Source organism: Mesorhizobium sp. YC-39 (assembly GCF_025753795.1).
GTDB lineage: Bacteria > Pseudomonadota > Alphaproteobacteria > Rhizobiales > Rhizobiaceae > Mesorhizobium.
Genome location: NZ_JAOWPS010000001.1, coordinates 1,368,775 through 1,395,518 on the forward strand (window position 1 = coordinate 1,368,775; position 26,744 = coordinate 1,395,518).

Here is a 26,744-nt window from a genome sequence, read left to right on the forward strand (position 1 = left end):
AGCCTACATGTTCAACCGTATGGCGACGGAGCGGCCATGCGCGTCCAGGCCTTCCGCCCTGGCCAGCGTGATGGCGGCGGGCGCCAGCAGCCGCAACTGCTCCGGCCCGAGCTTCAGGATCGAGGTGCGCTTGACGAAATCGAGCACTGAAAGCCCCGACGAGAAACGCGCCGAGCGCGCCGTCGGCAGCACGTGGTTGGAGCCGCCGACATAATCGCCGATGGCTTCCGGCGTGTGGCGGCCGAGAAACACGGCGCCGGCGTTGCGCATGCGCGACAGGAAGCCCTCGGCATCGTCGATTGCCAACTCGACATGTTCGGCCGCGATGCGGTCGACCAGCGGCAGCGCCGCCTCGATCGAAGGCACCAGGATCACCGCGCCGAAGTCGCGCCAGCTCGCCGCCGCCGTCTCGCCGCGCGACAGGCTCTGCAACTGGCGCTCGACCGCTCGTTCGACCGCTATGCCAAAGTCGGGATCGTCGGTGATCAGGATCGACTGCGCCGACACGTCATGCTCGGCCTGGGCGAGCAGGTCGGCGGCGATCCAGTCCGGATCATTGCTGCCGTCGGCCACCACCAGCACTTCCGAAGGCCCAGCGATCATGTCGATACCGACGGTGCCGAACACCTGGCGCTTGGCCGCCGCGACATATGCATTGCCCGGTCCGACAATCTTGTGAACCGGCTTGATCGTTTCGGTTCCATAAGCCAGGGCTGCAATCGCCTGCGCGCCGCCGACACGGTAGATCTCCGAGACGCCTGCCAGATCGGCCGCGACCAGCACCAGCGGCGGAACAGTGCCGCCGGTGGCAGGCACGGCAATCGCGATGCGTTCGACACCGGCGACCTTGGCCGGAATCGCATTCATCAGCACCGAGCTTGGATAGCTCGCCGTGCCGCCCGGTACATAGAGCCCGACCGCCTCGATCGCCGTCCAGCGCGCGCCGAGCTCGACGCCGACGGCGTCCGTGTAGCGGTCGTCCTTGGGCCGCTGCCGCTCGTGGTGGGACCGGATGCGGTCGCGCGCGAAGCGGAGCGCCTCTACCGTCTGCGCGTCGGCCTCGGCATAGGCCTTGGCGATGTCATCCTTGGAGACGGCGATTCCGAGCTTGTTCAGGTCGCCGCCGCCGAATTTCTGGGTGTAGTCGATCAATGCCGCGTCGCCCTCGGTGCGCACGCGCGCGATGATCTCGCGCACCACGGCGTCGACATCCGCCGAGACCTCCCGCTTGGTCAGCAGGAAGGCGGCGAAACGCGGCTCGAAATCGGCGTCGGACTGGCGAAGCGTAATGGCCATCTCTAGCGCTCAGGCTCTGTGGAAGGGACGCGACGTCGCTTCCCAGGCGCCGCCAATGTCGGCGAGCCGTGCCTCGATGCACTCGACATCGAGCATGATCGCGCCGCCGCCCGAAAAGATCAGCTCGACAATGCCAGCAGGCTTGCTGATCTCAACGAAGCTGATCGCCAGCAGCGACAGCACCTCGCCCGGCTTGTCGCGGGCGATGCCGCTGGTCTTGGCGCCGAGCACCCGGTCGAAGTGCAGCACGGCCTGCCGCCGCTCATTGTGCTGGCGAAACAGGCCCGATTTCGCCTCCCAGACGAAGCGGTTCATGGTCAGCACGAAACGCTTGGCCGCCGGCAGGAATTCGAGGTCGCCAACTTTCAGCACGGCGTCCTGGACATGGGCCGAGACGATGCTCAGATCCTGATCGTCGAGCGCGACAAGCTTGAGAGCCATGCGGAATTTGTACCTAAGGTTGGTTTTCAGCCTTCTGTTAGGCGGTCTTTCTGGTCCGTGCAACCTCGACACGGATCCGGCCCAAGGCAATCGCCTAAGGTTGGCACGGAGTAGGCGCCGTCGGCGAAGCTGCCGATCTCCCCCGCAAGGGGGGAGATCGGATGCCGCTTCAGCTTTCGCCAACCACCAGCAGGGGCAAGGGCTGCGCCGACCGCAGCGACTGCCCGCGACTATCAGCCCGAAATCCGCTCGATCACCGCGCCGCAGCCGGAGAGCTTCTCTTCCAGCCGCTCGAAGCCGCGGTCGAGGTGGTAGACGCGGTTGACCGTGGTCTCGCCTTCGGCCGCCAGGCCGGCAATGACCAGCGAGACGGAGGCGCGAAGATCGGTCGCCATGACGGGCGCGCCCTTCAGCTTGGAAACGCCGTCGACGATTGCCGTCTGGCCGGACAGCGTGATGTGGGCGCCGAGCCGGGCGAGCTCCTGGACGTGCATGAAGCGATTTTCGAAGATCGTCTCGGTGATGCGCGACCTGCCCTTGGCCATGGTCATCAGGCCCATGAACTGCGCCTGCAGATCGGTCGGGAAAGCCGGGAAGGGCGCGGTCGTCACGTCGACGGGCGAAATGCCGGCGCCGTTGCGCCTCACACGGATGCCGGAATTGGTCTGCGTGATCTCGGCGCCGGTCTGCGAAATCACATCGAGCGCGGTCTGCAGCAGCTCGGGCCGCGCGCCTTCGAGTACGACGTCGCCGCCGGTCATCGCCACCGCCATCGCATAGGTGCCGGTCTCGATGCGGTCGGGAATGACGCGGACGCGGGCACCGGACAGCGCTTCGACGCCGTCGATGGTGATGGTTGGCGTGCCGGCGCCGGAAATCCTGGCGCCCATGGCGTTGAGGCATTCGCCGAGGTTGACGATCTCGGGCTCGCAAGCGGCGTTTTCCAGCACCGTCTCGCCCTTGGCCAGCGACGCCGCCATCATCAGCACATGGGTGGCGCCGACCGAGACTTTCGGGAACACGTAGCGGTTGCCGACGAGGCGGCCGTTCTTGGTCTTGGCGATGACATAGCCGGTGTCAACGTCGATATCGGCGCCCAGTACCTGCAGGCCTTCCAGGAACAGATCGACCGGACGCGTGCCGATGGCGCAGCCGCCGGGCAGCGACACCTTGGCCTCGCCCATGCGGGCAAGCAGCGGCCCGATCACCCAGAAGGAAGCGCGCATCTTCGACACCAGCTCGTAAGGGGCTGTCGTGTCGACGATGTTGCGGGCGGAGAAATTGATGGTGCGCGAATAGCCTTCCTGCTGCTTTTCGCGGCGGCCATTGACCGAATAGTCGACGCCATGGTTGCCGAGGATGCGGATCAACTGCTCGACATCGGCCAGGTGCGGCACGTTTTCCAGCGTCAGCGTGTCGTCGGTGAGCAGCGAGGCGATCATCAAGGGCAGGGCTGCGTTCTTCGCACCCGAGATCGGGATGCTTCCGGCAAGCTTGTTGCCGCCGACGATTCTGATGCGATCCATGGAAGAGATGTCCCCTCGGCCGAAGGCCGGTTTTCAATCGGTTAAGTCTGTCCTGTCTGGACCATTTGGCCGTCTAGACCCCTTGAGCCCGTCTAGACCATTGGCCGGCTTGGTTCAAGAAGTAGGATTTCCTGGCAACCGGGCCAAGTCTGTTGATATTAAGTCAATCCTTTTGCGTTTCCCTTAACGAGCCGAGCCCGTCCGGCCGCTGGTCAGCCCCGCCAGTGCGCCGTAAGCGCGACTGCGCCTTGCGCTTCTGCAGATTGGCGCGCAATTGCTCGGCCAGCCGGCTCTTGCGGTCCCTGCTGCCTTTTCCAGATGGGTCGTCTTTCGGCGAACCACCCTTGTCAGGTGGATTTGTCTTGTCGTTCATGTTTCCGTCCCAGCCAGCGATCGGCCAGCCCGAGTCAGGCATAGCCAACATTGTGGCGCCGCCATGTCCGGGAAAGCCGCCCGGAGCCGGCTTCCACACATCCTTGCGCTTGGCCTTGCGCTTGCCGGTTTGATATGGCAGAAGCCCCGCCATCGGCGGCTGCGGTAGCTCAGTGGTAGAGCACTCCCTTGGTAAGGGAGAGGTCGAGAGTTCAATCCTCTCTCGCAGCACCAGTCTATCCCATTGAAATTGCTGAAGTCATTGACACGCAACGGTTTCTGTCCATTCTGACGTTACAAATGCCGTAACAGATCGGATGGACTTATGACCGGCCGAGTTCGAAATCTCCTCAATCGAGACGGCCGCTATTTTGCGCGGCTTGTCGTTCCCAAAGAGCTACGGCTGTATGTCGGGAAAGCCGAATTGCGAAAAGCGCTCGGCCCTGACTACCGGACAGCCTTGAAGATGTTGCCGGGTGCTGTCGCCGTCCTACAGCACGAGATTGCGCTTGGCGAGCGCCGCGCCGTTGCCGCTGGCGAACAGTCGATCACAGTCGGCCGCTATCCACTTCTTCCACCGCAAATAGCCAGCCGAGACTATCAAATGCGGTTGGCCGACGATGCGTTGATCCGGTCACAACATTATCAGTATGCGGGCTTTGAGGTCGACTACGAGGGAGCTCGGCGCTTTCGCGATGGCTACTCGGGAAAACTATCCGATGATGAGCTTGAACGGCTCGTCGGCGAGCGCCTCGACGAGTTCAAGTCTCTCGGCAATCATGCAGCCACCAAAGGCAGTCGCGATTGGCGCCTAATCGCACAAGCTCTTTGCGTCTCCGCCTATGAGGCCATGTCCAGGCAACACGAACGAAACGACGGCGACTTCAAAGGCGAACCCTCGCACCCTTTGCTAACTGCCGCTGAGCCGGCCGAGGATGACCACCAGCCGGTTTCTCTCAAGGGATTGCTCACCGACTACCTTGATGAGCGTGCGGCCGACGGCAAAGGCAGGGAAGCTCGCAAACGGTGGACCCCAGTTTTCACTAACTTGTCCAAGTTCATCCGCCACGATGATGCCCGCAAGCTCACCAAGCAGAACCTACTCGATTGGAAAGATGCGAGCCTGAAAACGCTCGCAAGCAAGACCGTCTCTGATGTCTATTTGGCCTCGGTGCGGACGGTCTTGAAATGGGCGGTCAACAACGATCGGCTCGAAATCAATGTCGCGGAAAATGTTCGCATCAAAGTTTCAAAAAAGCAGCGTTCGCGCGAACAGGGGTTCACGCTTCACGAGGCAGTTGAGGTTTTGAAGGTCGCTCGCGATCATCAGCCGAAACATTCCGCCAATCCACAAACACGGGAAGCACCGCAGACGACCGCCGCGAAGCGATGGTCGCCTATCCTTTGCGCGCATACGGGCTCACGGATCACAGAGATCACTCAGCTTCGAAAACAGGACTTCCGCTATGAAAAAGGTGTGCCGGTGCTTCGGATTTCGCCTGACGCTGGTTCCGTGAAGGCGGGCAATTATCGCGATGTTCCCTTGCATCAGCAACTGGTCGATCTGGGCTTTGTAGAATTTGTGAACGCGGCTGCCGATGGACCGCTGTTCTACCCGCCCTCCAAGAAGAAGGAGGGGACGCTTCCCGCGCAAACCGTGGCCGGCCGAGTAAGTCAATGGTTGCAGTCAAAGAAGGTCATCCCTGAGGGCGTGAGTCCGAACCATGGTTGGCGTCATCGGTTCAAGACGGTCGGCCGGGAGATCGGGCTTGCTGATCGGACGCTTGACGCGATCCAGGGCCATGCGGGGCGAACCGCCGGCGACGACTATGGGGACGTGACAATTGCGGCAAAGGCGGCAGCGATTGCACGGCTGCCCCGGTATGAGTTTTGCACCTAGGGGGTTGTCGCCTTGGAAAGCTGCACCACCGAGCGCAACGACCGCGTAGACGATGATTGCTTCAGAGTAGAAAATGGTCACACGTGTGGATCGCCTTGAGCCGGACTGGAAATGGATTGATCGTGCTCAAAAAGCCGGCAAGACAGTAAAATCATTCTCGAAATGGGAAGTGAGAACCTGGGGACCGAGTCCCACGGGCAAATCGACGAAACACTACGTCTATGCAGTCCTTCTATACTACCCCGAGTTTCCGCATCATCCGGATCGCTTCGGAATTTATGTTGGCATGTCCCATCTCCGTCCGCCACAGCGATTAAGGAATCATCGCATCGGAAATCAGGCCAATGAGGATGTTCGTAGATATGGCGTCCGATTGTTGCAGCATGTGTATCAGCATCTGAATCCGATGCGGCTTCAGGAAGCCAAGCTCAAGGAGCGCGAACTTTACGACGTTCTAAAGGCCTCAGAGCTCGGTTGGGTTTCGATGGGTCATTTGCGTCCGCCGCCCGTTCCTGCGATCTAAATATGGCGCTTTGTCCACCCGGCCGCTACCATCAGTTCGACGCGTGTAAGACAGCGTCAAATACATGTAAGCCGGGCGAAAGCTGGCGCTGCTATTAGCAGTGAGTGATTGAATGATTTATCGTCAGCTTGCGGTATTTTCAGCTACTTAGTAGAAATTGCCGGGGGGGCCTCGATCCGACTTGGCAGTCTGGTTTTGAGCGAATTCAATTTGGGGGAATTTTTGGGTTCTTACTCGCAAGTTCAGGGCCACTATCACAGCCATCGGATAACTTTAGATGGCTTTGAGCAGGACGCATTCACACGGTCTCTGACCGCAGCGCGGGTCGAAATGAATCCGCACCAAGTCGAAGCCTCCTTGTTCGCCTTGAAGTCACCGCTCTCGAAAGGCGTGCTGCTTGCCGACGAGGTGGGTCTCGGCAAGACGATCGAAGCTGGGCTCGTTATGGGCCAGAAATGGGCCGAGCAGAAACGCCGCATTCTTCTGATTGTCCCAGCCTCGCTGCGCAAGCAGTGGGAGCAGGAACTGCGGGAGAAGTTTTCGCTGCCGGCAACGATTTTGGAGTCGGCTACCTACAAAATCTTGAAAAAAGAGGGGCGCGCCAAGCCGTTCCGTGATGCGCCTGGAATCATCATCTCAAGCTATGAGTTCGCGGCGCGATGTGCCGATGAACTCGCGTTGACCAAGTGGGACTTGGTGGTGTTCGACGAAGCGCACCGGTTGCGTAATGTCTACAAACCAGGTGCTCTCCGATCGAAGCTCTTGAAAGACGCCCTGAAGGATCCGTTCAAGGTGCTGCTAACGGCCACACCGCTGCAGAACTCCCTTATGGAGCTCTTTGGGATCGTGTCGATGATTGACGACAATCATTTTGGCGGCGAGGAAGCCTTCAAGACCCTTTACACCGGCGCTCGCGCCACGCCCGCCTCTCTCGAGGCCCTGCGCGAGCGCCTTATACCGGTTTGCTACCGCACGCTCCGCCGGCAAGTTCAAGAGGCCGGTCACATCAACTTCACCAAGCGCAACGCCGTCATTTTCGATTTCGAACCGCCAAGCCTGGAGGTGCAACTCTACGAGAAGGTGTCGACCTTCCTTCAGCGCAAGGACACCATCTCCTATGGCGACCGCGCCAATCAGCTCGTGGTGCTCCAGGTCCGAAAAATCCTCGGATCATCTACCTTTGCAGTCACTGGCTACCTCAGGGCGCTGATCGAACGTCTGGAGAAACGACAACGCGTCGACGAAACCGTTACTGACGACATCGAGTCGATCGCGGAGATCGCGGAGGAGCTCGAGGACGATGAGGATGGTGAACAGAAGGTCATTGACGCAGCTCTGTTGGCTGTTGAGTTGGACGAGCTGAAGTCGTTCCTGGTCCTAGCCGAGTCGATAGGCCAGAATGCGAAGGGCGAAAAGCTTCTCACACAGCTGCCTGGCATCCTCGATGCGATCTCAGGCAAGGGAGGCCAGCGCAAAGCCGTAGTCTTCACGGAGAGCGTTCGCACTCAGAAATACCTGAGCGAATTGCTGTCGGCCAACGGTTACGACGGCCAGATCGTTCTTCTCAACGGGTCGAATAACGACCCAGTCAGCAAATCTCTCTACCAGGCATGGCGCGACGAACATGCCGGCACGGACCGGGTTTCCGGATCTCGGACTGCGGACATGAAAGCCGCCATTGTCGATGCCTTCCGCGGGAAGGACAAGACGATCCTCATAGCGACTGAGAGCGGTGCCGAGGGCATCAACCTTCAATTCTGCTCGCTAGTGATCAATTTCGACCTCCCATGGAATCCTCAGCGCGTCGAGCAGCGCATTGGTCGCTGCCATCGCTACGGCCAGAAGATCGACGTCACTGTGGTCAACATGCTGAACCGCAAGAACCAGGCTGAGCAACGGATCTACGAACTGTTAGACCAAAAGTTCAAACTCTTCAGTGGCGTGTTCGGGTCAAGCGACGAAGTTCTAGGCACGATCGAGCGCGGCGTCGATTTCGAGCAGCGCGTCCTGGGAATTGTCCAGTCAAGCCGAACTGAGGCCGAGATTGTTCAGCAGTTCGATGCGCTCACCGCCACCCTTCAGGACCGTATTGATTCCGACATGCAATCGGCCCGAGCCAAGGTGCTGGAGCATCTAGACCAAGATGTCGTCGCTCGACTGAAGGGCCGTAAGGGCGAGCTGGACAACGCCGTAAACGATTTCACACGGCGCCTCATCATTGTGGCCCATGCCGAGTTGCCGGGTGCCAGGTTCCACCACGACGCGATCTTCAGGTTTGACTACGAAGGCAAAACTTGGACGACCAAATGGCCCGACGCCGATGACCATGACTGGCAGTTCTTTCGACTCTCGGACGGAAATCTCGCGACCGATATCGTCGAAAAGGCAAAGGCGCGAGCTGAGCCATCGAGACCCACATCAGTGCTGTTCAACCTGTCAGATTATGCGTTTCCCGGACAGCTCGCCGACGTCAGGAATTTGGTAGGAAAATCAGGTCTGCTGCGTGTCTCAAAGGCGCAAATTCAAACGCGCAACTCAGCACGGGAGGACCTCCTGCTTTCATGTGTGACGGATGACGGGGTTGCGATCCCGCCGGAAACAGCCGACCGCATGCTCATGGTCCCGTCAAGAGCTCAAGAACTGCAGGACCCCATTGATGCTTCGGGGCTTCAGCGCATCGAAGACGAACAGTTTTCGGCCTTCTCGGACCGGGTGAAGAAACAGAACTTCCGCTGGCTCGAGGAAGAGGAAACGCGCCTAGACAACTACGCCAAGGACATCGAAATCGAGCTGGATGCACAGATCGGCGTGCTCGACGCCGAGATCAAAGCGCTGCGCAAAGAGCGCAGGTCGCCTGACGCCTCAATGGAGCAGAAGCTCGATCTTGGACGCACCATAAAGAAGCTGGAGGGCCAGATGGACGATCTGAAGCTCTCCAAACACGAGCGGCGTCGCGAGGTGCGCAAGCAAGTGTCCGACATGCTCGACGACGTGGCGGAGAGTCTGAACCGACAGCCAAAGAAGAACCTGCTTTTCACTGTCCGCTGGACGGTCGAGTAGCTCACATGAGAAGGGCGTCGAGCTCGAGCTATGGTGAGTTCGCAAACCTGCCGATTGCTTGTGACTTGTATCTCGACACTTTTTCAGGTCCTGCCTGGGAGGTCCGGTCCCTTCGGTATCGTTCGGGCTGGCTGATGGTGTCGAGGGCTACGATGGAGACGTCCTTCAGCACCTGGAGTGCTCCTTTAGTCGCCTGTATCGACGACCATGGTGAACCAATCTCACCATGGCTGACCGCCAAATTCTTTGAATTGGGATGCTCACTTCCAAGTGATCCCGAAGACTTGCCTCCAGTTGAACTCGAATGGGTGTCTGAAGCGCTCTATTGGGATTTCTTAGGTGCATGCGATCTCGAGCATCTATCCATGCTTGAACAATGCGAAGTTGAAGTCGACCGCGCTGTTCGAAGGCTAGAAGACCGTGGTCGCGATAGCCTGAAGGAGGTTGATGATTACGTGGCAGACCTCCGGCGTTGGCTGCGGGTCGAGCGTCGTGATGGAGAGCAAAAGGCGCGAGTGAGCGCGCAAATCGACCTGCTAGAGCGAAAGCAGATGGATGCTCAGCAGTGGATGCAGACTAGGGTGATCAAACTCCGAGAGGCTCGGGACACCTTTGAAACAGAGGTTATGGAAGCTCTCTGTTGCCACGGAGAAATCGAGCATCTCTATACAATGCATTGGAACGTCCGGCACGGCCGGGATGCTCGTGAATCGGTGCCGCGGTCCATACCTTCTTTTCTTTTACCGACCGACCATCTTCGCCAAGCTCATGTTGATGGAGATGTTTCCGCCCATAGGCGGCTGCGTTGGCGATCACAGGATGCCAGTGACACGATTGGTAGCAAACAGGTGGATCGAATTCCGTATAAAGAACGACGGGACGAGAAATTGGCCGCGATCGTCAGGAGTGCCAAAGCCGTCCCGAAAGAATCTACACCGGGGCAGCGCGTCGACGATGTTGGCGCCAAACTAGCACGCGACGATGACGTTGCGGGTCATGCACTGTTCATCAGCACACATTTGGAAAACGGCAATTCGGAGGAATTCCTTGCAGAAATGGAACGGAAACGTGCAATAGCCTTGAGACATCGCGAGCGAAGCCGACGCCAAGCAGAGAAAAGAAGGGCTCGGCTTGCTGACGAACTGAAAACGGCAATGGACGTCAAGGTGGCTGCAGACCGATCAACTGTCCATGCCACATCAGACGGGCAAGTTAGATCGCAGCTGTCGGCAAGTCGCTTTTCCACGGACGAACGAGAGGAAGTGCTTGCGAGGTGGCGTGCGGAGGACGAGGAAGATCGACGCCTCCGCCATCGCGAATCTCAAGCCGACTGAGTCCAATGTCAAAGAAAACCAAACTTGAACTAACCTGGATCGGCAAGGACGAGCGACCGAAGCTCGAGCCGCGCATCCTGATCGAGGATCCGTCGCTATCGCATCACGCTTCCGCGCGTCACTCGGGGGCCGACATTTTCGACAACATGCTGATCCGCGGCGACAACCTGCTCGCTCTTAAGGCGCTCGAAGCGGATTTCGCTGGCAAGATCAAATGCGTTTTCATCGATCCGCCCTACAACACCGGCAGCGCCTTCACGCACTATGATGATGGACTCGAGCATTCGCTTTGGCTCAGTCTGATGCGCGATCGGCTGGAGATGATAAGGACTCTGCTGTCCGACGACGGATCATTGTGGATCACGATCGATGACAACGAAGCGCACTATCTCAAAGTGCTTTGTGACGAGGTTTTTGGACGCGCGAACTTTATCGCGAACGTCGTTTGGCAAAAGAGAATTGGTCCAGACTCCCGTGCAACGCTTGGATCAGCGCATGACCACGTCCTTGTTTACGCGAAAGATACGCGTTTCTTTACCACCAATCGTATCCCGCTAACTGGCGCACAGACTGCAGAGTTTGCCAACCCCGATAACGATCCTCGGGGGGCATGGACTTCATCGTCAAATTTCTCAGCTCAAGGTTTCCGCAAGAACCAGATGTATAAAATTGTGACTCCGGGGGGCGCTGAATATTTCCCGCCAGAAGGTCGGTGCTGGGTGACGGTTGAGACTGAATATTTCAGACTTCTGTCTGAAGGAAGGATGTGGTTTGGCAAAGACGGAAAGGGAATGCCTCGAAAGAAGACATACCTATTAGAGCAAGACGGTAGAAACACATGGACTTGGTGGCCGAACAGTGAAGTCGGCAATACCCAAGAATCGAAGAAAGAGAGCATCAGCCTTTTCGGTGCGGATAAGCCTTTCGATACACCTAAACCTGAGCGTCTTCTCAAGAGAATAATTGAGATTTCGACGAACGTCGGCGATCTCGTGCTGGATTCTTTCGCTGGCTCCGGAACGACCGGCGCAGTTGCTCATAAAATGGGGCGCCGTTGGATTATGGTCGAGCTTGGAGACCATGCCGAGACGCACGTTGTTCCTCGCCTGAAGAAGGTGATCGATGGCTCGGAACCTGGCGGTGTCACCAAAGCGCTCGATTGGAGAGGTGGCGGTGGATTCCGTTACTACCGCCTCGCCCCCTCGCTGCTCGTCCACGACAGATACGGGAACTGGGTCATTGCAAAGGACTACAACGCGGCGATGCTCGCCGAGGCGCTGTGCAGGCACATGAATTTCACCTACGCCCCTTCCCAGAGCCCTGACGAATATTGGAACCACGGCTTCTCGACAGAGACCGACTTTATCTACGTCACAACGCAGAACCTGACACACGACGCATGCCGGAAGATTTCGGAAGACGTCGGCCCGGACCGCTCGTTGCTAATCTGCTGCAAGGCTTTCAATGCGAACCCTGACTCCTTTGAAAATCTGACGCTGGTGAAGATCCCGACTGCGATCTTGTCGAGATGCGAATGGGGCCGCGACGACTATTCGCTGAACATCCGGAACCTGCCGCTTGCACTTGACGAGGGGGAGGAGCCGCAGACGATTGGCAGCCCGCGCAAGAAGGCGTCAGACCTGCCGCTTTTCCATTTCGGCGCCGACGAAGGCGAGGCCTGAGATGAGCGAGGATCGCATTCGCCGTCAAATCGCGCAGCGCCTGTCACTCCGCACACCGCAGGAGCAGTCGCTTAATATCTTGGCTGACATCGTCGGCCGCATTGGCTTGGCGCAGGGTGGAGACCCAGTCGCAGCGCTCGATGCAATCCAGGCCGCATATCCTTCGGTGCAGGATTTCGAGCGCGACTTTCCCTCGGTCTGCTTCGCCATCGCCACAGGCGTGGGCAAGACTCGCCTGATGGGTGCCTTTATTGCTTGGCTCTACCTCGCCGGCCGCTCCAAGAACTTTTTCGTGCTGGCTCCCAACACGACCATTTACGACAAGCTAGTCGCCGATTTCTCCAAGCAGACTTCGCCGAAATATGTTTTTCGCGGTATCGCTCAGTTCGCACAAACACCGCCTGTCATTGTCACCGGTGATACCTGGGAAGAGGGGCGGGGCGTGCGTGGCTCCGACCTCTTCGGCGGCGAAGCCATCGTCAACATCTTCAACGTCGACAAAATCAACAAGGACAAGGGGCGCATCCGCACAATGCGCGAGACCATCGGCGAATCCTATTTCGACTATCTTGCGGCCCTTCCCGATCTTGTGCTGCTGATGGACGAAGCCCACCGTTATCGCGCAAGCGCCGGCATGAGGGCTGTAAACGAGCTTAAGCCAGCGCTCGGTCTCGAACTGACGGCGACTCCGAAATCCATCGGGGCCAAGTCGACCGCGTTTCGCAATGTCGTTTTCGAATATGGGCTCGGCAATGCCATGGCCGACGGGATGGTGAAAGAACCTGCGGTAGCGACCCGGGCGGATTTCAACCGGGCTGATTTCGACGATCACCAGCTCGAGCTCATAATGCTCGAAGACGGCATTCATTATCATGAGCATGTGAAGGTTGAGCTCGACCTCTACGCCCGTCAATCAGGCCGCAACCGGGTGCATCCGTTCGTGCTGGTCGTCGCCCAGGACACGACCCACGCGAGCGCTTTGCGCGCCCGGATCGAAAGCGATGAGTTCTTCAAGGGCGCCTATAAGGGCCGTGTCGCAGAGGTTCATTCAAATCTGCGGGGCGACGAAAGCGACGAAGCAATCCAGCGGCTGGTTGGTCTAGAAACCGACAATCTCACCGAGATCGTCATCCACGTGAACAAGCTTAAGGAGGGATGGGATGTCAACAATCTCTACACGATCATCCCACTTCGCGCCTCAGCTTCCGACATACTCACCGAGCAGACCCTCGGCCGCGGACTCAGGCTACCCTATGGCGAACGCACCGGCATCGAGTCGGTCGACACGCTCACGGTAATTGCGCATGACCGTTTCGACGAGGTGATCAAGCGCGCAAGGGACGCTGACTCACTTGTCCAGATCAAGGCGCTGACGATCGGTAAGGGCGGGGACGTTCCGGCTGAGGCCGAACGAGTTATCGATATTCCAGTTTCGTTTGAGACTGCCTTGATCGGCAATGGTTCGTCCTTAGACGGGATGCACGAGGAGGCGGCTGTCTTCGGCCACGTCGACGACCGCAAGGTCGTTGAATCCGCGCTCGATTTCATCACCCGCAAGTATGAGCGCCAACTCAAGGGTGGTGTGCAGGACCTTTTGAAGTCGGAAGTCCGCAAAGAACTAGCTGCAGACGTTAGGCGCGCACTGCAGCCCGCCCAGGGCTCGCTGGAGGGGATAGTCGCCCAGCTAAGAGTCGAGGAGATCGTTGACATCGTCACCGCCAGTGTTGCGGAGAATACGATCGATATTCCTGAGATCGTCGTCATACCGAGCCGGGAGGTGAATTTCTGGTTCGACGCCTTCGATCTGACGGGCCTACAGACAATCCGATACCAGCCGCTATCGGATCGCATCCTGATCCGCAATCTCCGCGACCAAAACCAGCGCGAGCTGGCGCGCTCGATTGCCGGACCGAAAGAAGGTCTACTCGAAAACTATATCGTCAAGCACCTCATCGATTACGACCAGGTCGACTACGACTCTCAGTCCGACCTTCTTTACAAGCTCGCCGCTCAGGCCGTCTCGCATCTGCGGAGCTATCTGTTGACGGAGGATGATGTTGAGAACGTCGCGCTCGCTCATGGGAAGGCCATTGCAGAGTTCATCTTTGCGCAGATGAAAGGTCACTATCGCGAGACGCCGGCGGACTACCAGGCAAAGCTTGTTAGGTCGTTTCGGTCGCTGAAACCGCTGAGCATCAGCATAACCAGCATCGCGAAGATGCTCGACATAAACTCAGCCGCAAAGCCGCTGTCGAACACCAGAAGCTACGTGTTCAAGGGGACGCGCAAGAGCCCCTACAACTTTCACAAGTTCCAGTCTGATACCGAACGCCGTTTCGCTGCGCTGATCGACAACGAATTCGAGAAAGACGTGCTGCGCTGGGTAAAGCCAGGCCCTGGGCAATTCCAGATCGAATATCGATCAGGCAAGGCCTATGAGCCGGATTTCGTTGTTGAGCTTTCGGCGCAGAAATTGATCGTCGAGATCAAGGCCGACGGCGAGATGAGTGATCAGACAGTGCAGGAGAAATCTCGCGCGGCCTGTGAATGGGTCAAGCACGCCAATCAGATATCGACGGACACCGCGTCGAAGGCTTGGGGCTACGCGATCGTGCCGGAAAGTGCGGTCATCGAGAGTGCGACCTTGGCAGGCCTGATGGCAAAGCACAGGTTGGTCTGAAACCCACCCGAGCATCAAACGTCGTCGATTCCGATTTGGCAGGTTTTTCCCACCGGAAACTCTATCCATCGGCGGATCCGAATGTGAGCAGCTGCTTTCGGCGTAAGGGTTCGACCCAATCAGTGGTTCTGGCCACCTAATAACTTGATCACTAGTGAGTAGCGTGCCTCACCCTCATCCACCCTTCCTGTCCTTTAGGTCTTCCAGCGCCATCGCCACCCGGCCATTGAGAGCCTGATAAGCGAGGAAGCCACCTGAAGCCCCGGTGCCGAGCCTGGTCAAGGGTGGGATCTTCCTCCCCTTAGCCCGCAGGAAGCTCTTGAGCGCCGGCCTCGCGCCCTGTCTGAACGACTTCCTTGCCGTCTCCATCGCAATTACCCCGACGATGCCGGCGTTGATGAACCTTTTCCATCGATCGGCTTCTAGCGCCCGATGACCTGGGTGCTTGCCGAACCGGTTCTCGAACGTCGGAACCATGAACTGAAAGTATCGGCCCTGGAGCCTGGCGAAATTGAAGCGTCGCAGATCATCCAGGAAGTTGATTCCAAGGTCGATTAGCTCTTGCCGATCCAAGGTCACTTCGATCCTTGCTCGATGTTCGCTTACCGGTAGCTCATCCCAGGTTCCGGCTTCGATGTTCTGATTGTCGATTGTCTTTTCCATCACGCGCCAACTGACCGGTCCATCTTTTCTGCCAACCCAGAACGTCGCGTCGATGGGAGCAGGTCTGTCAGCATGGGACGAGAGCAGGTTGTTAGCTCCCATCAGGAAGGTTGGCTCTTTCCCTCGCCGCCAAAAGAACCGCGGTCTGTCGAGACCGACAGTCATGAAATCCCGGTCCGGAAATAGATGCCGGGACAGGACGCCGACCATCCTCCCAGTCTTGTCGGTCGAGGGCGTGAGGGGTTTGAAATCGACGCTGATTTCGACCGAACGGACTACTCCGTGCATCTCCAGTGTGAACTTCTTGTCCAGAGCTTCTTCACACTTCGCCAGCTTTTCCAGCTGCGGCTCTTGGAAACGTATCCGAAACTCGTTGCTGACTTTTCCAGGTCCCGGGTCAATCGGCTTCACGTAAGGTGTCCGACCTATGATGGGCTCGACAACCTCTTGCACGAATTGGAGCTGGGTCGAGCGTTCGAACCAGAAGAAGACATCGACCCAGTCGATGACCGCTCGGCACGTGTAGTCACCCAGATCGATCACCGGGTGAACAACTGTCTTACCGGCCAGCCGCCGCTGCTTCGCTGTCGTGGGAGCCGCGTTGTATTCCAGCACGACCTGGCGCATCGGGTCTTTGATGCCCCTAAGGACGACGTTGGTCGAGTAGTTCATCTGTGGCGGCCACCCATCGAGCGGCCGATTGACCACACCGGATGGCCATTATCCGAGTCGTAACGGCGACGCGACATCGCGCGCGAATTTGAGCGCTCCAGATCGGCGAACTTGGCAACCCTGCTCGGGTGTCAGTTGCTGATGGGAAATCAATTTCCCCTATCATTCATTGATATATTTAAAGCAATATCAATGAGTTATAGAAAGAGCAAACACGTGAAAAGCCATATCAGCGGCGCTGCCGATAAATCCGAGATCGCGAAATTCTTGGATAAGCGCATCTACGAATTGAGATCCAGGAAAAGCCAGAGGGAGATCGCCAAAGAGATTGGCTTTCCGAACGACAATTTCATCTCGATGCTCAAGAGCGGTAAAGCCAAGGTGCCGCTTGATCGCGTCGTCAGCATCGCGAAGGCGCTTGAAAGCGATCCTCGAGCTCTATTCCTCCTGGCGCTCCTGCAGGACGGGAATGAGAAGGACCGCGCAGCGTTTCAGGAAATAATGAGCGAGTTCTCAGAAAACGAGCGGGAGATCATTGGCGCGATCCGAAAGTTCTCAAACGGGGCAGATCCGAAGATGTCGGTGCTGTTTAGACGGATACTGCGTGCCCTCTTCGGTGGCGCGGGCGGCCAGAAGAGCGTGGAAGACGGCCCCACAGGCTAGCACCTGCCCTATGCTGATGAACTCCGGGGCGGGTGCAGTTGACCTCGAACCGTGGACTATCTTCATGGACGAAGTTGAGTGTAAGTTGTCGGGTCGCAACTTGATCGTGGATACGACCCATGTGGGTCCGGAGCGTCATTGTCTGGCTGCTTTTGCTGACTGCAGCCGACCTGTTGCAAGCAAATCTGTTCGCCGCTGACGGCAATCGGGTCGCCCTGGTCCTCGGCAACAGCAAATATGTCCATGCGCCCACGCTGGCCAACCCTGCCAGCGATGCGCGGCTGATGGCCGAAACACTGCGCAAGGCCGGGTTCAAGGTCATCGAAGGCATCGACCTCGACTATGCGGGAATGCATGACCGGTTGAACCGCTTTACCGAAGCCTCATACGATTCGGAATTGGCTGTCATCTACTACGCCGGCCACGGTATGCAGGTGACTGGCAAGAACTATCTGGTTCCGGTCGATGCCGAGTTGACGTCTCCGGCGCATCTCAGGACCCGCACCATTCAGATCGACGAACTGCTTGCCGCACTTCCGCCAGACCCTGGGGTTGGCGTCGTCATCCTGGACGCCTGCCGCGATAATCCTATGGCCAGGACGCTCGCGACTTCGCTCCCGAAGAGCCGCTCAACGGCTGGGTCAGGTCTGGCACCGATCGACGCCAGTGCAGCGGATATCGGCACCGGCGGCGTGTTGATCGCCTACGCGACCGACCCCGGCGCAGTCTCCTACGACGGCAGCGGCGCCAACAGTCCCTATACGACGTCTCTTGCCAAACACCTGGCCGAGCCCGGCGTCGATATCCAAAACGCGCTGACTCGTGTGCGGGGTGAGGTGACGGCGGAAACCAATGGGCGCCAGCGGCCTTGGTATAATGCCTCGCTCGGCCGAGAAGTGTTCATCGGGCCGGCAACGGCTCAACCGGCGGCTGCTCCTGCAGAAGCTCAGGATAGCAACTCTGCGAACCAGGCCACTGCGCGGAACTCGCGCGAATGGATCGAACAGCGTGTGTGGGACGAAGCCTCGAAGCGAAACACGGTCGCCCATTACGAGGCTTATCTAACGCAGTTTCCAAATGGCGCGTTCGCAGAGCTGGCGCGTCTCAACCTAGATCAACTTAAGAAAGCCCCCGTTGTCGCTGAGGCGAAAAACGATGCATCGAGTTCCGGCATCCCGACTGAACCGTCGACAGCTACTGCCGATCGCGAAAACGAAGCCGGCACGGAATTGACGGAAAGTGCCATTGGGCTCGATCGTCAGAAAAAGGTCGATCTGCAGGAGAGGCTGATGGCGATCGGTTATGACCTTGACGTTGCTGATGGCACTTTTGGCGCCTCGACGCGTCGGGCGATTGGCCTCTGGCAGAAGGAAAACGCTCTACCCCCAACCACCTTCCTTACCCGCAAGCAGTATGTTCGCCTGAAACTCGATTCCGACGACGCCGTGAAGAGCTATCGCGCCGAGCGAGCGTCGGAAGCGGAATTGAAAAAGCAGGAACGCGCTACTTCCCAAAAGCAACTCAAGTCTGCGCCGGTCATCCGCCCGGAGCCCCGGCGTAAACAACAAGCCCAGGCAGTGAAGCCGCAGCCGGCAGCAAAGTCAAAAGCAGCCTCTCAAGCCCCGCCGGCGCGTCAGTCCAAGTTCCGCACCTGCAGCAACTTTTTCGGCAGCTTCTCGGTTCCCGCATCGCAGAAGTGTCCGACTAGCGGGAACAACAGCGGGAACTGATGAGATTCTGCTCGTTAGCGAGAGAAAGGCGGGACGAGGACGATTCGAAGTCAGCCGCTGGCAGTTAATCTCGACCGATCTGTCGAGACCATTTACTTAAGGGATGTCTCGGTCGAGCACACAATTCTCCGATCTAGGTGATGTCACCTTTGGCGAGATCGATCGTCCACCTGCCACAGCTGAGACGAATAGCAACACTCCACATATCTGAGCCATTGGCGGTGATTCTCCCCTGTTGCCCTCAGCTCGAGAGCGGACCGCGCGCATGGAGCGCATGGTGGGTCAGTCCCGCTAATCCAAAGGCGACGAATGCAGGCGATCGAGTGAGTTCACCAATACGGTATTGGGTGCCGGTTGATGCCAGAGGAGCTAGCTGAGGACGCTCGCCTTGGTTCCTAGGAACCAATCGACTTCATTCGCTTGAGGGGATGCCCCAGAGAGCGAAGTCCTAGGTTTGCCGTGGACAGCGGTGGGGATGCCTCCTGTTGCGGCAGACAAAATTCCGACAATGCTCCACTTTCAGCGGGAGGGCTGTCCGGAGGGTCGGGCGCGAAAGCGATGACCGTTGAGATCCAGTTCCAATGTTGGAGATCGTTCGCAAGGAGCGGAAGGTTGACAAACGTCAACTTAGCCAACCGAAATCGACGTTTCGCGGGCCAGTTCTGTCAATCAAAATGTAATGCGTTCTCTTAAACCGTAAGAGCGCGCTTGACGCTAAGTTTACACTAAGTTGACAACCAGACCCCCAAAACCACTTTTTGCCGTTTACGTTGACAAACGCAACCTAAGACCCTGCCCAGCCTCGAACACCGAAACAGACAGCGAAGCTCAGCAGACACCGACAGCAGCGTCAGCACAGATTGAGCGAGAAACATCGCGGAAGCTATCTGGCGCTCGCCCCTGGTCGAACACGCATACATACGGCAACAGCTTGACCAGCATGAGACCGATACCGGCACCGTAGATAGCGAATTAGCTAAAGAGGTAGAGAGACACGCATGAGCCCTCGCAGCTGCAGGGACCTGGATCGTAGATCCGCTGAGTGCAGAGCTCTTGTATGACGGTTAATGTTGAGATTCTTGGCTTTCGCGTTCAATGATCGCATATTCGCGGCCGATCATCTCTGAGAGACCCCGGAGCGAAATCCAACTATCCGATGTCTTTGGAATTGGCGAATTTGGAAGAGGCATAATTTCTCGCCTGTGTCGTGCCAGACGTAGGCTTTAAGCGCACACGGGGGTGGCCTGTCTCTGACTGGCTCACATCCAATGTCTCAATCTTGCGGACAAGATCACTGAGCTTTTTGGAACCGTAGGTTCGTGGGTCAAAATCGGGTGCAAGATTGGCAAGGAGGTTTCCGAGCTGTCCGAGGGATATCCACCCGTCTTCTCCTTCATTCTCGGACATGATCCGCTTGAGGATGCGCGAAGCATGAGCCAGCGTCTCTAAAGGCTTCGTGGCCCCAGCCTTGGCGCCTGCAGTGGCCGTCTCAAGAAGGAGGTTCTCTGTATAGATGAACCGCCGGCAAGCCTGCCGGAAGCTCTCCGGCGTTTTCTGCTCACCGAATCCGAAGACATCCACGCCATGCTCGCGAATTCGTGCTGCGAGGCGCGTGAAGTCGCTGTCGGACGACACTAGGCAGAAGCCGTCAAAGCGACCGCTATGGAGCAAATCCATGGCGTCGATCACCAGCGTGATATCAGACGCATTCTTCCCGGTCGTGTATGCGAACTGCTGTTGAGGGATGATGGCATGCTTGGATAGTATGTCGGCCCACGCTTTGGAGCGCGGACTCGAGAAGTCGCCGTATATTCGTCGGACGCTCGCCTCGCCGATCTTGGCGATCTCCTCAAACAGGCCATCCGCGATTTTTGCCGAGGCATTGTCTGCATCGATCAGGACAGCCAAGCGAGCTGAGCGCTGTTCTGTGGGCATAGGGAGCTCCAATGCAATGTTGCCAATGCCAGCCCCGAGAACGGGGTTCGCGTCCACGATGATCGGAAAAAGGGCACGACTAGGCAACCTGCGGGACTCGAGTGCACTCGTCAAATGGCAAGGATCCAATAAGCTGGCCCAAGAGCCTGAACATGGCTAACGCCGAGTCGCTCACGTCTCCATTGGCGACGGAACCTACCGTCGGTCTTATGAGAACGGCCAACTTCCTTTAGGAGGTGTCAACGAAAGGTGCATGGCCAGTGGCCGAATACGCTGATGCCGTTCACGAATGAGCCGCGCCAGCACGTCCAACTCGGTAAGCACGCATGAGATTGAGGTGCGCAATTTGTGCTTCGGCGTCTTGTTGTCATCGTCCGATGGTATGCGGCTCGGCGTCATCTTTGCAATCCGACTCGCAATGTCCTTTCGGGCATAGGAGCACCCCTCCCATTTGTGGGCGAACTCGTTTCGGATTTTACGAAGATGCTCTAGGTCTGCGAACTGCTCCTTCGAAAGCAGGCCCAGCGCATAAGCGCCTTTGATTCGCGATGACAACGTGCCCAGAGGGGCGTTGAAGCCGTCCAGTAGCTCGCCAGAGGCCTTCACCTCGACCAAATAGCCGCGGATAAGGCGCCCGAGCAAATCTTCAGCAAACGCCGCCATTGTCAGGACAAGCCCACGCTCGTCTTCATCCCGCAGAAGCCTTGCAAGGCGGTTCAAGGCCGCATGAAAATCTTCCGATTCGGACATTGGAGGTTCCACGACGCGATTCTCCTACCAACTAAGCGTTGCAGTCTTCGTTCGCCCCTTCTTCCGGTCGCGCTGCCCTTGCCGCATTCGAACACTGATTGGGGGCATTCGACTCAAAGTTCCCGTGATTAAGTTCCAAAAATCTGGCGCAAATAACCCATAGGCTGCTGGCGGGGCAAGCGAGTGGTTGCAGGCGCAGAAGGTAATTCCAGAAGGAGTCAGCCTAGTAAGCTGTTCTGTCCCGGATCAGCGAATCTGCCTGCCGGTTGCTCGAGGCGCGGCCTCGAAGGCGCTCGCTCCCATCACAATCATTCGCGAGCAGCTATGCAGCGAAAGCTCTGTCCGGTTCGAAAACCGTAGGCGTCCAGCTTGCGGTCGTCATGTCGTCTGCGCTGCGGCCGAGTTCGACAGTAATGAGCCGATCGCCGTTGAATGTCGGGCTCAGCTCCAACGCTAGGTAGTCGAAGAGCTGGCGGTCGTGGACTGCTAGTATGATTTGCCGTCCTTCGCGCTTGAGCGTCCTCAAAAGCGCAGCGAACTGGGCGATGTGGACGTCGTCCATGCTTTGCACGGGATCATCGATGATAATCCAGGGTAAGAGTGGCTTAGCAGAGAGGTTGAGTGCCAGGAAAAGCGTTAACGCCGCAGTGTTCAGGTTACCCGCGCTGAGCATGGCACGCGGGTTCCCTCCCTTGCCGCCGGATCGATAGATGGTCTCGAGAACTGCCTCAACCGACCCACTGGAGGTCGTGGGCAGCGCGAACGCCGGCACGAAAGCCTCTTCTGGCGCAAGTCGGATGAATAGCTCTCGCCAGACGCTATTCAGCTCATCATTGAAAACCTGTTTGACCTTGGTCGTGCGGAGGGCTTGCGCCCGCGTCGCCAGCTCCTTGCCCCCGGCGATGCGACGTTCGGCCTCTTCACGGCGAATCCCATTCAACGTGAGTTCATCCGTCGCCGCCCTTAGCGCTGCGGTTGCATCGGTCTCCTTGCCGCGGGCAAGCGTTAGCTGGTCAAGAGTTGTTTCGATGTCGGCCAGACGCCTTTTGATTTGCTGAGCCGTGGCTTCTTCACTTTCTACAAAGGCGGTCAAATCGGCGAGAACAGCCTCGAGCGGGACATCTTCTAGAGCGGTGGGTCGGCCCAAGGCCTCGGCATGCTGCGAGAGCTCGGCTCTAAGCCCGCTCACGCCGGCTTGTCTCGTATTGATAATAGAGAGTTGGCGGGCCGCCGCCGACGATTGTCTCTGCAAGACGGCGCCCTGCACGGCCGCGTCGCGCTGAGCCGCAAGGCTATTCTTCCATTCGCTGAGCTGGGCAACATCAAGTTTATTGGTGTCACGCTGGTCAGCTGACAGAAGCTTCGCAGTCAACTCGCTCTCGCGGCGTTGAGCGTGGGTCACCGCCGCATTTGTTGCTGATCGATCTCTCACCAAGCTTTGAACTCGACCGGCGGCGAATATCAGTCGTTGCACCTCTTGGGACACATGGGCAGCCAACGGGGTGTCGGACACTTCACTAAAGTCCCGACCGCAGACCGGACAGGTTTCGTCCTCAATATGGGATGAGATGGCGGTAAGCGCCTGCGCAAGCTCCTGGTTTGCGCCTTTGTCGCGCTCTAGTTCCTCATCGATGTTTGCCAATCGCGCTCGTCCTTGCCGTAGTGACTCCTGCACATCGGCAAGCGCCGCCCCAGCGGCTTCGTCATCCTCCAACAGCTCTCTCAAGCGCTCCAACTCGGTCGTGACGAGGGTCGTGGCCAAGTCGCTCGTCGCCTCTGAGTCACCGGTGGACACTGGCAACTGAGCAAACCGCAGGCGTATCACATCGAACAGATCACGCAGTTGCTTCCCAGGTCCGCTGGTCCATGATTCCAACGCTTGGCGAGCATTCGACGCTGCTGCCTCGACAACCTGGCGTTGGTTTGTCTCGTCGCCGACAGCATCTGCCAACTGGCTCGCAGCGGCGTTCAAATCACGACGCCGACGCGCCAATTCAGTAAGCCGCTCCTCCACCTGTTCTTGCAATTTTTCAAGGTGAGGAGCCAAAGACGTCGCATCCAAAGGCGTCCCAGGTGGGGCAAGACCATCAAGCAGGGTTCTCAACTTCTGTTCGGCGGCTGCTAGCACCTCGGCGGCAGTCTTGCTGGCGCTTTCAGCGCTTGCTTTCCGCAAGGCGGGAGAGGTGCCCGACCGTGCCAACCAGTAGCGCGGCGCGGGTTCTCGAAATCTCCGCACATCGCCACTCGCATGAAGTCCGTCGATCAGCGCATCTAGCGCTTCAAGTCCGAGTAACTCCTTCACGAACCGGGTGAGGGGGGAGTCGGTTCGCCGGCTATCCTGATGCTCATAGATTTCGAGCAAACGTCCGAGCGCAGCTTGCGGAAGGTAGCAACGCTCAGTGAAAAACCGGCTCAGATCATCGTTTAGCAGCGCCTTGCCCCAAATGCGCGAACCATCGCCATGCACTTCAGCAGACGTTGTGACGAGGCCAGTCGCCTCTATCTGGACCAGGCATTTTCCTGTCGCACTTTTCTTGTGCGGCAGGTATTGAGTATAGTTTGGGTCGAACCGCCCCAGGGAGGCGACAGTGCCGGTTGCTGCGAACTCTATAGCCGATAGCAGGCTCGTTTTGCCAGTTCCGTTTGGCCCATGTATTAACACGGCCGGGGCATCCAATGAGATCCTTTGCAAACCACGGATGCTACGGAAATCTTCAACTACCAATGAGGTGAGTCGGGCATTCATCTTTCGCCCCCTTTAGCCGTCGGTTTTTCGTCGAACGGCTGCTCGACCATCCCAATAAATCGATCGGCGACTGCCTCCGCTCCGCTGGTGGCGAGGTTAATCAACTCTCGCTGCTCTGCGTTCGAAGAGGCGCGCAGTTCCTCGAGACAGTCCATGCCCCTTGCTTCAACAGGTTTGGGAAGCTTGAGTGGTAGGAGAACCGCGAGCCAATTTTTGAGGCTCGCGTCGTCCGCAGTCTCGCCAACGGGCAGGACCCGGGCATAGCGGGATAGCTGTGCTAGCGCGCCCGACTCCAGCCGGGGACCTACAAGCACTAGAGTCAGCGGTCTACGCGACCGGACGACGTCAAGCGCGCGGCCAACCCCTTCGACAATTCTCTGTAGGTCTCTCGCCGTCTGAGTGGCGGAATCTCCCACAACTACCAGGTCAGGGGATGGTGATTGGCCCACGAATGCGGCTGGAGCATCGAACTTCAAGCCACCGATCTGCAGTGGAGCGGGTATACGTTGAAAACTCGCGCTCTCTAACATGCGCGCTACGCGCTCGACGGGTGTGGTTTCGGTCATAGCGCTGCCTCTGCCTTAAACCGCTGCAGAAGAGTGTCGAGACTCACTGCGCCGTTCTTGATCGAGGATACACTCAATTCACGGAGTTGAACCTTACCCGTTCGCCCTGGCGCGCGCGTTGGATGTCGTGCAGCCCGCTCTGGCGGCCCGAAGCTGTGCACCACGACGGCGTCGTCGTCGTCGTTCAAGTGGCCGTTGGCGAACATCTGCGCCGCAGCATGAGCGCTGCTCGCAAAGAAAATTTGGGAGCTAGCGGCGACGCCATTTAGGATGATAGCGCCCGATTTAGTATCGGCTGGATTAGAGACCGCACAAGTCCAATGGCCTTGGCGTTCGCCGTGGCCGATGATCGCAAGCCCCAACGCGAGCTCAACCAGTCCCGACGAGTCGAGGTGCGGCATAGCGAGAGTCCGGGTTACGCCGACATCTGTCCATGGAACGTAGATCCCTTCATCTGCCGCTCGATCGCGACCGCGATTGAACAAGCGAATACCTCGGCCGAGCAGCGAGAGCGCAGCCTGCATAAACACCTCGTGATTGTCCACAGTCGCCGCGCCGCCAGCCAAGTCCCGCAACCGCTGCAGCCCTCTCCGCAAGTCGTCCCGGTCGCCTGCGGGCAGGTGAGCAGCCCCGACGTCAATCATTGCCAACAGTTTCGCACATATCACGTGCAGCCAAAGGGCTGGCAGTAGGGTGCTAGCGTAGGCCCTAACCAAGGACGCGATGTGGATCGCTGCCGACTGCGTCGGATAGTCGTCTCGGTAAAAGTTCTGCAGCAAAGTTCGCTGACGAACACCTATCTGATCTTCCGATACCATCACCGCGGGTGGGTGAGTTGGGAAGCTCGCAGGAAGCTGTGCCGCTGCGCGGACAAACACATCTTGGATGTTGGTGTCCTGCGCTGAAAGACCGAGCATCAGCGTGCCTTTCGATATAGCTAGGTCCAACAGTTTTGCAGCCATGACGAGATTTTCTGCCTTGGCAGCCCACCCGTCGATTTGAGACTGTCGACCAACAATCCGCGAGCGATAGACGAGCTCGTTTTGACCCGCTAGCGCGGCGCAGCCGTGGAATTTGTAGAGCCGCGCTCTCCGAAGATTTTGTTGGACGTCAGTTGGGACCACCCTGACCTGTAGCACTACTGAGTTCGGGCCATCGACGACGCGCATCGCCTTCTCGATCAGATCGTCCCAATTGGCACTTGCACAATCCGACGCCACGCCTTCCATGATCAAAGCCGCGAGTCCGAGATGTTCAGGGCCAGGCGTCGTCGCGGGGTCGGAATACCGCTCGACGACCTTCACTCCGTTCCATACCAGGTAATCAACTTTCTGTGTGGCCGGGAACTGATCCAGCATCACAGCATAACGATCGACGAGCTGCTGCTTTATTTGTTCAATAGGCCCCCAGGTCTCAACAGGGGTCGAAAAGTCGATCGCCGCTCGCTGCGCAGCGTCTAATGTCACCAGCGCGAGGATATCATTCAAACTGGCGCGGAAAGCGCAGACCGCGTTGCCCACTTCCACTTTAGAGCGGACATGCTCCAAGACGGCCTCCGCGATCCCTTTCAAGCCAGGCAATTTGCCGAGTGACACTCCAGCGCCGAGCCAGACAGCATAGCGATCGTCCGCGACGCCGTCCGAGAACTCGCGAAGGGGGCCGTCGAGCAATTGGATGGTTTCCGAGATTGAGATTTCCCAAGCCGTAGGCATGCAATTCCAGTTTTGCTAAGCCGTGCGGCACATTTGGGCATCGCAGACTTTACTTTAGGTGATAGAATTCAAGGAAAAGCACTTTGCGATACAAGGCCGTAATACTCAAGCTCCGTAATACTCAAGCTCAGAGTCGCCAATCGACTTAGCGCCAGCCGCACCTACCAATTGGGCATCCGGTTGCCGTTCGCGTTCAGCAATCTTATGGGGTTTGACGCCGCGTAGGCCTTGTAGCCTTGGCGAGCGACTTGGCGGAAGTAGCGGCATCGTAGGAGCTCGCCCCCCAACTCCTCCTCAAGCGTCTTGATCGCTCGCGTAAGCGCAGGCTGAGTGACGTTGCACTCTCTTCGGCCACCCTGGTGGAGTTCAGCGTGCTGGACAGAGCCAGAAAATAGCGGAACGCTGCATTTCCATGAACTTTCGCCCCCCCTCTGCGAAATCCGATTCGTCAGGCATAGCTAATTTGCGGACGCTAACGCAAGCAGAGGCCGAG

At 58.1% G+C, this 26,744-nt stretch carries 18 protein-coding genes, 1 tRNA gene and 1 pseudogene; 9 read left to right on the top strand and 11 right to left on the bottom strand.

Annotated features, from left to right (window positions below; genetic code table 11):
• Window positions 1-3 precede the first annotated feature (3 nt).
• The 4 genes from hisD to OHD62_RS35605 all read right to left on the bottom strand — a co-directional run bounded on the left by hisD (window position 4) and on the right by OHD62_RS35605 (window position 3,789).
• Window positions 4-1,296 (bottom strand): histidinol dehydrogenase, encoded by a 1,293-nt coding sequence (gene hisD, locus OHD62_RS06505; protein ID WP_263781645.1) that lies wholly within the window; start codon window positions 1,294-1,296, stop codon window positions 4-6.
• Between the two features lie 9 nt (window positions 1,297-1,305).
• Window positions 1,306-1,737 carry a DUF2948 family protein gene (locus tag OHD62_RS06510; protein ID WP_263781646.1) on the bottom strand — a complete coding sequence of 144 codons (432 nt, stop codon included), beginning with the start codon at window positions 1,735-1,737 and terminating at the stop codon, window positions 1,306-1,308.
• Window positions 1,738-1,970: 233 nt separating this feature from the next.
• The gene (gene murA, locus OHD62_RS06515) at window positions 1,971-3,263 is read right to left on the bottom strand and encodes a UDP-N-acetylglucosamine 1-carboxyvinyltransferase (RefSeq protein WP_263781647.1); all 1,293 of its coding nucleotides are present in this window, start codon (window positions 3,261-3,263) and stop codon (window positions 1,971-1,973) included.
• 163 nt (window positions 3,264-3,426) lie between these two features.
• Window positions 3,427-3,789: a hypothetical protein gene (locus OHD62_RS35605; protein ID WP_318528579.1), complete on the bottom strand. Its 363-nt coding sequence runs from the start codon at window positions 3,787-3,789 to the stop codon at window positions 3,427-3,429.
• A 5-nt stretch (window positions 3,790-3,794) separates the two neighbouring features.
• On the opposite strand from OHD62_RS35605, the gene OHD62_RS06525 reads away from it, so the two are divergent.
• From OHD62_RS06525 to OHD62_RS06555, 7 genes are all read left to right on the top strand, one after another.
• Window positions 3,795-3,869 (top strand) — tRNA-Thr (locus tag OHD62_RS06525).
• Window positions 3,870-3,960: 91 nt separating this feature from the next.
• The gene (locus tag OHD62_RS06530; protein ID WP_263781649.1) at window positions 3,961-5,535 is read left to right on the top strand and encodes a hypothetical protein; all 1,575 of its coding nucleotides are present in this window, start codon (window positions 3,961-3,963) and stop codon (window positions 5,533-5,535) included.
• A 73-nt stretch (window positions 5,536-5,608) separates the two neighbouring features.
• The gene (locus OHD62_RS06535; RefSeq protein ID WP_263781650.1) at window positions 5,609-6,058 is read left to right on the top strand and encodes a hypothetical protein; all 450 of its coding nucleotides are present in this window, start codon (window positions 5,609-5,611) and stop codon (window positions 6,056-6,058) included.
• 108 nt (window positions 6,059-6,166) lie between these two features.
• On the top strand, window positions 6,167-9,118 hold the full coding sequence (locus tag OHD62_RS06540) for a DEAD/DEAH box helicase (protein WP_263781651.1): 2,952 nt from the start codon (window positions 6,167-6,169) through the stop codon (window positions 9,116-9,118).
• Between the two features lie 152 nt (window positions 9,119-9,270).
• Window positions 9,271-10,452, top strand: coding sequence for a hypothetical protein (locus tag OHD62_RS06545; protein ID WP_263781652.1), 1,182 nt, complete (start codon window positions 9,271-9,273; stop codon window positions 10,450-10,452).
• A gap of 5 nt (window positions 10,453-10,457) precedes the next feature.
• The gene (locus tag OHD62_RS06550; RefSeq protein WP_263781653.1) at window positions 10,458-12,134 is read left to right on the top strand and encodes a site-specific DNA-methyltransferase; all 1,677 of its coding nucleotides are present in this window, start codon (window positions 10,458-10,460) and stop codon (window positions 12,132-12,134) included.
• A 1-nt stretch (window position 12,135) separates the two neighbouring features.
• Entirely contained in the window at window positions 12,136-14,814 is a 2,679-nt protein-coding gene (locus tag OHD62_RS06555) for a DEAD/DEAH box helicase (protein ID WP_263781654.1), read from the top strand.
• A 174-nt stretch (window positions 14,815-14,988) separates the two neighbouring features.
• On the opposite strand, the gene OHD62_RS06560 is transcribed toward OHD62_RS06555, so the two are convergent.
• Window positions 14,989-16,149 (bottom strand): hypothetical protein, encoded by a 1,161-nt coding sequence (locus OHD62_RS06560; protein ID WP_263781655.1) that lies wholly within the window; start codon window positions 16,147-16,149, stop codon window positions 14,989-14,991.
• Between the two features lie 216 nt (window positions 16,150-16,365).
• Here OHD62_RS06560 and OHD62_RS06565 point away from each other — a divergent pair, with 216 nt between their 5' ends.
• Complete coding sequence (locus OHD62_RS06565) at window positions 16,366-16,812, top strand: helix-turn-helix domain-containing protein (protein WP_263781656.1); 447 nt, start codon at window positions 16,366-16,368, stop codon at window positions 16,810-16,812.
• Between the two features lie 119 nt (window positions 16,813-16,931).
• A complete protein-coding gene (locus OHD62_RS06570) occupies window positions 16,932-18,542 on the top strand; it encodes a caspase family protein (RefSeq protein ID WP_263781657.1) in 1,611 nt (536 codons plus the stop codon).
• Between the two features lie 1,149 nt (window positions 18,543-19,691).
• Here the strand turns inward: OHD62_RS06570 and OHD62_RS06575 are convergent.
• The 6 genes and pseudogenes from OHD62_RS06575 to OHD62_RS06600 form a co-directional block, all read right to left on the bottom strand.
• Entirely contained in the window at window positions 19,692-20,477 is a 786-nt protein-coding gene (locus tag OHD62_RS06575) for an NYN domain-containing protein (RefSeq protein WP_263781658.1), read from the bottom strand.
• Window positions 20,478-20,684: 207 nt separating this feature from the next.
• On the bottom strand, window positions 20,685-21,227 hold the full coding sequence (locus tag OHD62_RS06580) for an MltR family transcriptional regulator (protein WP_263781659.1): 543 nt from the start codon (window positions 21,225-21,227) through the stop codon (window positions 20,685-20,687).
• A gap of 322 nt (window positions 21,228-21,549) precedes the next feature.
• Window positions 21,550-23,973 carry an AAA family ATPase gene (locus OHD62_RS06585; protein WP_263781660.1) on the bottom strand — a complete coding sequence of 808 codons (2,424 nt, stop codon included), beginning with the start codon at window positions 23,971-23,973 and terminating at the stop codon, window positions 21,550-21,552.
• On the bottom strand, window positions 23,970-24,128 hold the full coding sequence (locus tag OHD62_RS06590; RefSeq protein ID WP_263781661.1) for a hypothetical protein: 159 nt from the start codon (window positions 24,126-24,128) through the stop codon (window positions 23,970-23,972). The genes OHD62_RS06585 and OHD62_RS06590 overlap by 4 nt, the downstream gene beginning before the upstream one ends.
• A 407-nt stretch (window positions 24,129-24,535) precedes the next feature.
• Window positions 24,536-26,209 (bottom strand): SIR2 family protein, encoded by a 1,674-nt coding sequence (locus OHD62_RS06595; protein WP_263781662.1) that lies wholly within the window; start codon window positions 26,207-26,209, stop codon window positions 24,536-24,538.
• 308 nt (window positions 26,210-26,517) lie between these two features.
• Window positions 26,518-26,707: pseudogene (locus OHD62_RS06600) on the bottom strand (LysR family transcriptional regulator); the annotation flags it as partial.
• Between the last annotated feature and the right edge of the window lie 37 nt (window positions 26,708-26,744).

Coding starts and splice junctions, on each gene's coding strand:
- murA (WP_263781647.1), bottom strand. CDS start 3,263: ATGGATCGCATCAGAATCGTCGGCGGCAACAAGCTTGCCGGAAGCATC.
- OHD62_RS06560 (WP_263781655.1), bottom strand. CDS start 16,149: ATGAACTACTCGACCAACGTCGTCCTTAGGGGCATCAAAGACCCGATG.
- OHD62_RS06535 (WP_263781650.1), top strand. CDS start 5,609: ATGGTCACACGTGTGGATCGCCTTGAGCCGGACTGGAAATGGATTGAT.
- OHD62_RS35605 (WP_318528579.1), bottom strand. CDS start 3,789: ATGGCGGGGCTTCTGCCATATCAAACCGGCAAGCGCAAGGCCAAGCGC.
- OHD62_RS06530 (WP_263781649.1), top strand. CDS start 3,961: ATGACCGGCCGAGTTCGAAATCTCCTCAATCGAGACGGCCGCTATTTT.
- OHD62_RS06545 (WP_263781652.1), top strand. CDS start 9,271: ATGGAGACGTCCTTCAGCACCTGGAGTGCTCCTTTAGTCGCCTGTATC.
- OHD62_RS06590 (WP_263781661.1), bottom strand. CDS start 24,128: ATGGACTGTCTCGAGGAACTGCGCGCCTCTTCGAACGCAGAGCAGCGA.
- OHD62_RS06570 (WP_263781657.1), top strand. CDS start 16,932: ATGTGGGTCCGGAGCGTCATTGTCTGGCTGCTTTTGCTGACTGCAGCC.
- OHD62_RS06580 (WP_263781659.1), bottom strand. CDS start 21,227: ATGTCCGAATCGGAAGATTTTCATGCGGCCTTGAACCGCCTTGCAAGG.
- OHD62_RS06510 (WP_263781646.1), bottom strand. CDS start 1,737: ATGGCTCTCAAGCTTGTCGCGCTCGACGATCAGGATCTGAGCATCGTC.
- OHD62_RS06585 (WP_263781660.1), bottom strand. CDS start 23,973: ATGAATGCCCGACTCACCTCATTGGTAGTTGAAGATTTCCGTAGCATC.
- OHD62_RS06575 (WP_263781658.1), bottom strand. CDS start 20,477: ATGCCCACAGAACAGCGCTCAGCTCGCTTGGCTGTCCTGATCGATGCA.
- OHD62_RS06555 (WP_263781654.1), top strand. CDS start 12,136: ATGAGCGAGGATCGCATTCGCCGTCAAATCGCGCAGCGCCTGTCACTC.
- hisD (WP_263781645.1), bottom strand. CDS start 1,296: ATGGCCATTACGCTTCGCCAGTCCGACGCCGATTTCGAGCCGCGTTTC.
- OHD62_RS06550 (WP_263781653.1), top strand. CDS start 10,458: ATGTCAAAGAAAACCAAACTTGAACTAACCTGGATCGGCAAGGACGAG.